General features: G+C 42.6%; 5 protein-coding genes. 1 reads left to right on the top strand and 4 read right to left on the bottom strand.

Annotated elements, in window-relative coordinates:
• Window positions 1–266: 266 nt before the first annotated feature.
• The 4 genes from AC1DU2_RS30690 to AC1DU2_RS30675 all read right to left on the bottom strand — a co-directional run bounded on the left by AC1DU2_RS30690 (window position 267) and on the right by AC1DU2_RS30675 (window position 3,997).
• Window positions 267–1,250 (bottom strand): aldo/keto reductase, encoded by a 984-nt coding sequence (locus AC1DU2_RS30690; RefSeq protein ID WP_477389424.1) that lies wholly within the window; start codon window positions 1,248–1,250, stop codon window positions 267–269.
• Window positions 1,251–1,378: 128 nt separating this feature from the next.
• Window positions 1,379–2,458, bottom strand: a complete 1,080-nt coding sequence (locus AC1DU2_RS30685; protein WP_477389422.1) for a family 10 glycosylhydrolase — start codon at window positions 2,456–2,458, stop codon at window positions 1,379–1,381.
• Window positions 2,451–3,584: a carbohydrate-binding family 9-like protein gene (locus AC1DU2_RS30680; protein ID WP_477389420.1), complete on the bottom strand. Its 1,134-nt coding sequence runs from the start codon at window positions 3,582–3,584 to the stop codon at window positions 2,451–2,453. The genes AC1DU2_RS30685 and AC1DU2_RS30680 overlap by 8 nt, the downstream gene beginning before the upstream one ends.
• A complete protein-coding gene (locus AC1DU2_RS30675; protein WP_477389418.1) occupies window positions 3,584–3,997 on the bottom strand; it encodes an EVE domain-containing protein in 414 nt (137 codons plus the stop codon). Before AC1DU2_RS30675 ends, AC1DU2_RS30680 begins: the two co-directional genes overlap by 1 nt.
• 78 nt (window positions 3,998–4,075) lie before the next feature.
• Between AC1DU2_RS30675 and AC1DU2_RS30670 the strand changes: the two genes are divergently transcribed.
• The coding region (locus AC1DU2_RS30670) for a tyrosine-type recombinase/integrase (protein WP_477389416.1) at window positions 4,076–5,241 on the top strand (1,166 nt) is incomplete at its 3' end.

Below are 5,241 nucleotides of genomic sequence, written 5' to 3'. Positions count from 1 at the left end.
TCCGTGCTCTTACAGGTCAAACACGCCTTTTTTTGACGATTTCATATAACAAAAAAAGCAAATTGAAACCGATTTCAATTTGCTTGATGTATATTCCTTTATTACAGTCGATTACAAATATTCTACCAACTATTTTTGGCAATTATATCGTAATATCGAATAATGAATTTTGGATGTCCGACACCGAAGTTTTGCCTTCATTATTCGATATTGGATGTTTAGTGTTCGATATTTAACGCTCTCAACCCGGGAAATTTCAGACGGGCTCAATAATGTCCCCTTATTTTTCCAATAATTTCAGCATCATACAAACTCCTTAATTGCCGATGAGTATTGGCTGGCAGCGGCTCCAAAGCAGATGCCCCAACGTTATTATCAACCTGCGATACTTTTGACGCGCCGGGGATAACCGTTGTAACTTCGGGATGATCCAATATCCAGCGGATAGCCCATTGCGGCATATTGTCGTCGGGTAATATTTGTTTTATTTGTTGAGATAGCTTCAAACCTTCGTTAAACTCGATACCCGAGAATGTTTCGCCGGTATTAAAGGCCTCGCCGTTGGCGTTATAATTACGGTGGTCATTTGCGGCAAATTTGGTTTGTTCGTTAAATTTACCGGATAATAGTCCACTGGCTAAGGGAACCCTTACAATAATGGCAACGTCTTTTTCCTTTGCTTTAGCAAAAACCTCGTCGGCCACGTGCTGCCTGAATAGGTTAAATATGATCTGTAACGATGCCAGGCCTTCCTGCTCCAGGCAGATAAGCGCTTCCTGGGATGTTTCTACACTGGCACCAAAGTGTTTAATAAGACCTTGCTGTTGCAGGGTACGTAAATGATCAAACACTTTACCCGATTTCATTTCTTCGGTGGGTATGCAATGCAATTGCTCTAAAAATAGTTGCGGCACATCCAAATGCTTCAGCGAGTCTTCCACATTCCGTTTCATTATATCATAGGTAAAGTTTTGCGGCCAGCCGTTTGGCGCATCGCCGCGACGCCCCAATTTAGTGGCTACAAATACTTCCTTATCTGTCGTTTTTAAAAACCTCCCAATAACGGATTCACTTACCCCCATACCATAAACATCGGCGGTATCAATAAAATTACCCCCGGCATCGGTGTATGCCTTTAATATGGAGAATGCATCATCGTCATTTACATTGCCCCAATCTGCACTGCCCAGTTGCCAGGTGCCCAGGCCAACTTCGGCTATGGGAGTATTTTTAAATTTTCTGTAGTTCATATGGTTAATGTTTTTACGGTATTAAAAGAACCGTCATTGCACGACGCAATCTCTTTAGGACAATCGCCAAACTTGTAAGTCGGTCTTGCATAGTCGGGGATTCCTTCGTACCTCGCAATGACGATTAGTTAGGGCTTCCCCGTTTCCTCGTGCAAAATATCCAAAATTGTTGGCGTGACATGACCAAAGAACGAGATGCCGGCAGCGCCATTCTTTAATGCATATTGTATCCCGGTTCGTACTTCGTCGTCATTTTTAAAATCGGATATATACAAGCCTGCGTACAGCGGGAATTTTCCATCCAAAAAGTGTACACCTTCGGCCACGGCATCACCTATCCAGCTTACACCCTCTTTATAAAAGCCATGATAAATCATGGGGCAAACACCATCCAGGTGAAAATTTGTCCAGTCCTGCCTCACGTTGCGGCGTGCAACTTCGGGGGTGGGGAACACAGCCGCGGTTATGGCCTTTTTATGTTGTTTAGCTACCTCCGAAATTTTGTTGACCACCCTGATAATATTACCATACCTGAACAACCGCCACGAAAGGCTGGCATCCGGGTATTGTATTGCTTTTACATCCTGCCCGTATTGTTCTTTAAACTTTCCCTGGCAAACCTCGCAATAGCAAAAATCATATTCGGGCAATTCCTTGGTTTGTTCAATTTTGTAATGGTCCCAAAGGTTTACCGGCAGCACAACATCGCAGTAGCGCACATAATCCAGGTGGATACCATCTACATAATCCAAAGCCAGTATCTTATCAACAGTTGTAGTCAGGTAATCCTGTACTTCGGGGCGCGATGGGCAAAGCCAGCGGTAATAGGTTACATAGGGTGGTTTATCGGCACAGGAATCGCCGTTGCGGCTTTTGCTGTACCACTCCGGATGCTCGGTGAGCAGTTCGGCGCGGTTAAAAGTCCATATCCAACGGTGGGCCTCAATTCCGGCAGCTTTAGCCGCGCGAAAATGCCGCTCGCTGTCGCTCTCAAAAAAAATACCGGTTATCCCTTTGGCTTTATAAGCTGTATAATTGGTTTTTAAATCCTCATCTGTATCCTTCAGGTTAGGATTTATCCATATCCAGTTTTTCCTTACCTTTTTTTTAATGGCCGCGGTATTTACCGGGGCAGCAGTGCTTAGCAACGGTATTTGGGCAGCAACACCGGCCAACAAACCGGCTTTTAAAAATTCGCGCTTATTCATGGTGTATCGGGTTTAATTGCTCTATAAAACCTTCATGGTTTATGGTATAGGTGATGTTTGTTTTTGCGTTGGTAATAAAAGCCTCAAACTGGCTTTGGGTGCTTTGCAGCTTTAATTTATTGCTGATGCCGGCAATATCATACTTACTGTTGATATCCAATTTGCCAAGCGACGAGGTATATGCATGATGTTGTCTGTACCACTGTTTTTCACGATAATAAACCAGCCAAAGGTATTTCTTTTGTTGCTCGGCATAGGACAAGTTAAACGCCACATCATCTGCCTCATGTGTGCTGAACAAAAGATATCCCCAATGCTCGGGACTGTGCATCGCAATCTCGCCCTGCGGCGACCAGGACCAGTTATGTTCCGGGAGATCGCGCCCGGCAGAATCTTTCATTTTTATATTTCGGCCTTCTGCAATTTTGGTATCATACTCCACCCGCGAAAAATTTATGCGGTAAATGGTGCCATTTTCAGGTACCTGCGATTTAAATCCCATGGTTATGGCACTAAAAGGAATAGCCATTTCTACCGTCCAGCCAGCGTCTGTATCCGACGTATTGTTGAGTGTACCCTGCACCTTAACTGCTGAACGCAGGCCATTAGCATCCCAACCGATCAGCCCCTCTCCCCTGTTGCGGTAAGGCTTATTTAAAAACAAATCGAAAATGGTGTTCAGCGCGTTTACTTCAATTTCGTAATAGGAATGGGTTGTTGTAGATGGGTCGATAAATAATTCAAAATCGTTATCGTGGTATACAATATCATCGTGATTTTTTAAAGTGGCCCATACCTGCGGTTCTTCCATATGGGCGGCTATATATAAGTAGCTGTTATCCCAAAGCATTTTTACCTTGGTTTTGTAAGGCGGTTTGGGCTTTAGGTCGCCTTCAATATCAACAAAATCGTTTGTCCATTTTGCTTGCTGCCAAACGGCATCATTAATATCGCCATCAATTACCGGGGCGTTTGTTATATGCCTTACTACGTAATTTTCGGGTGTCGCAAACAAATTCTCCAACCCGGCAAATGGCGATTGCGCCTTAGTTATTTTGGGGCAAAATAACACCGCTGTAAGAAACACCGTTTGTATACAGCGACTGATTGCAAATGGTCTGGCCATTAACTGCCCAATTCTAAAATACGGTCAAACTCCTCGCGTTTTAATGCCATTACCGAAAGGCGGCCCTGCCGTACCAGCCCAACGTCCTTTAGTTGTTCATCGGCTTTTATCGTCTCTAAGGTTACCGACTTCTTCAATGTTTCTACCGGCGATAGATCGACTACCACCCAGTTAGGGTCTTCGGTTGTTGGGTCCTGGTAGGCTTCTTTAACTACTTTGGCTATGCCCACTACTTCCTTGCCATCGTTACTGTGGTAAAACAACACCAGGTCGCCCTCCTGCATCAATCTTAAATTATTGCGTGCCTGGTAGTTACGTACGCCATCCCAAAAGGTGCGACCATCTTTATTAAATTTTTCCCAGCTATATTTTACGGGTTCGGATTTTACTAACCAAAAAAGTGTGTTTTTCATATCGTTAAGGCACTTTTTGAGGTGATAGGGAACAAATTAGGGAACGAAAATTTTATTAAATCCGTAACTTTACAAAAAATGAAAGAGAAAAAAAGCCAGACTATTTTACTGACCTCGTGGGAGGGAATTGATTTCAATTTATACATACCAGTCATAAGGGATAAAGATAACAAGCCATTTGTTTATTTCAACTTTCTGAACCCGGAAACCAATAAAAATAAAAAAATTGTAAAGTCTGCAAAACTTGACCGTAATGGTGATACCAAGACTTTAAAAAAACAGGGCAAGGAATTAGCAGAAGATTTGATTGATTTATTAAGCAATGGGTACAATCCTGTAACAGGCTTTTTCAATGATTTACCGATAACACCGCTGTCGCCAATATCTGAGTGTATGGCGTATTGGCTAAAAACACGTGAAGAATCCGTTTCCAACAACGCTATGGGCGAAAAGGCTTTAAAAAGCAACAAGTACCTGATGGAATACTTCACCACGTGGTTAAAAGCTAAAAACTTTCTGTTCCGCAAACCAAGTACCTTTACCTATTTAGACATTGACAACTTTTTGCAAACCACTGCTAAAAGTCGGGGTTGGGGTAAAGTTTCATACAACTGCTACCGTACCGACCTGAACACCTTTTTCAAGTTCCTTGTTACAAAAAAGGTTATCCCGGAAAGTCCTGTAGCTAATTCAGAAAAGAAAAGCACCAAAAATGATTCATCCAGATTTGTGATTTTTGAAGAAAGTGAGTTAAAAAACGTGGTTGGTTTGTTAGAAAAAGACGCTGCTTACCGGGAACTATACATTGCTTCCAAAATCCTTTTTTACCTTAACATCCGTCCTATCGAGATTACCCGGATACAGGTTTATAATATCGATTTTGAAAAAAAGCTTTTAACCTTAGAACCGACCAAAACTAAGAACGGTAATGAAGCTAAGTGGGAACTAACTGATGAATTGTTTAACCTTTTAGATGATTACATTCGTGATACGCCTAAAGATTACTTTGTCTTTGCCAACCATAACACCCCTAAGCCTGAACAGGCACATCAGGATTTTTTAGGGCAACGTTGGAGGGCGTTCAGGAAACAATACGATATTCCATCGCACTTAAAACTATACGCTCTGAAACATAGTGCCGACTGGTACGATTTAGAATCAGGGGTTGGTATTCAAACCATCAGCGAACGGAACAGACAAGAATCAGGGGTTGGTATTCAAACCATCAGCGAACGGAACAGACA

The organism is Mucilaginibacter sp. P4_C11 (assembly GCF_056402115.1).
Note: the sequence above shows the minus strand (reverse complement) of the source record. Positions and strands in the feature narration are given on the sequence as shown.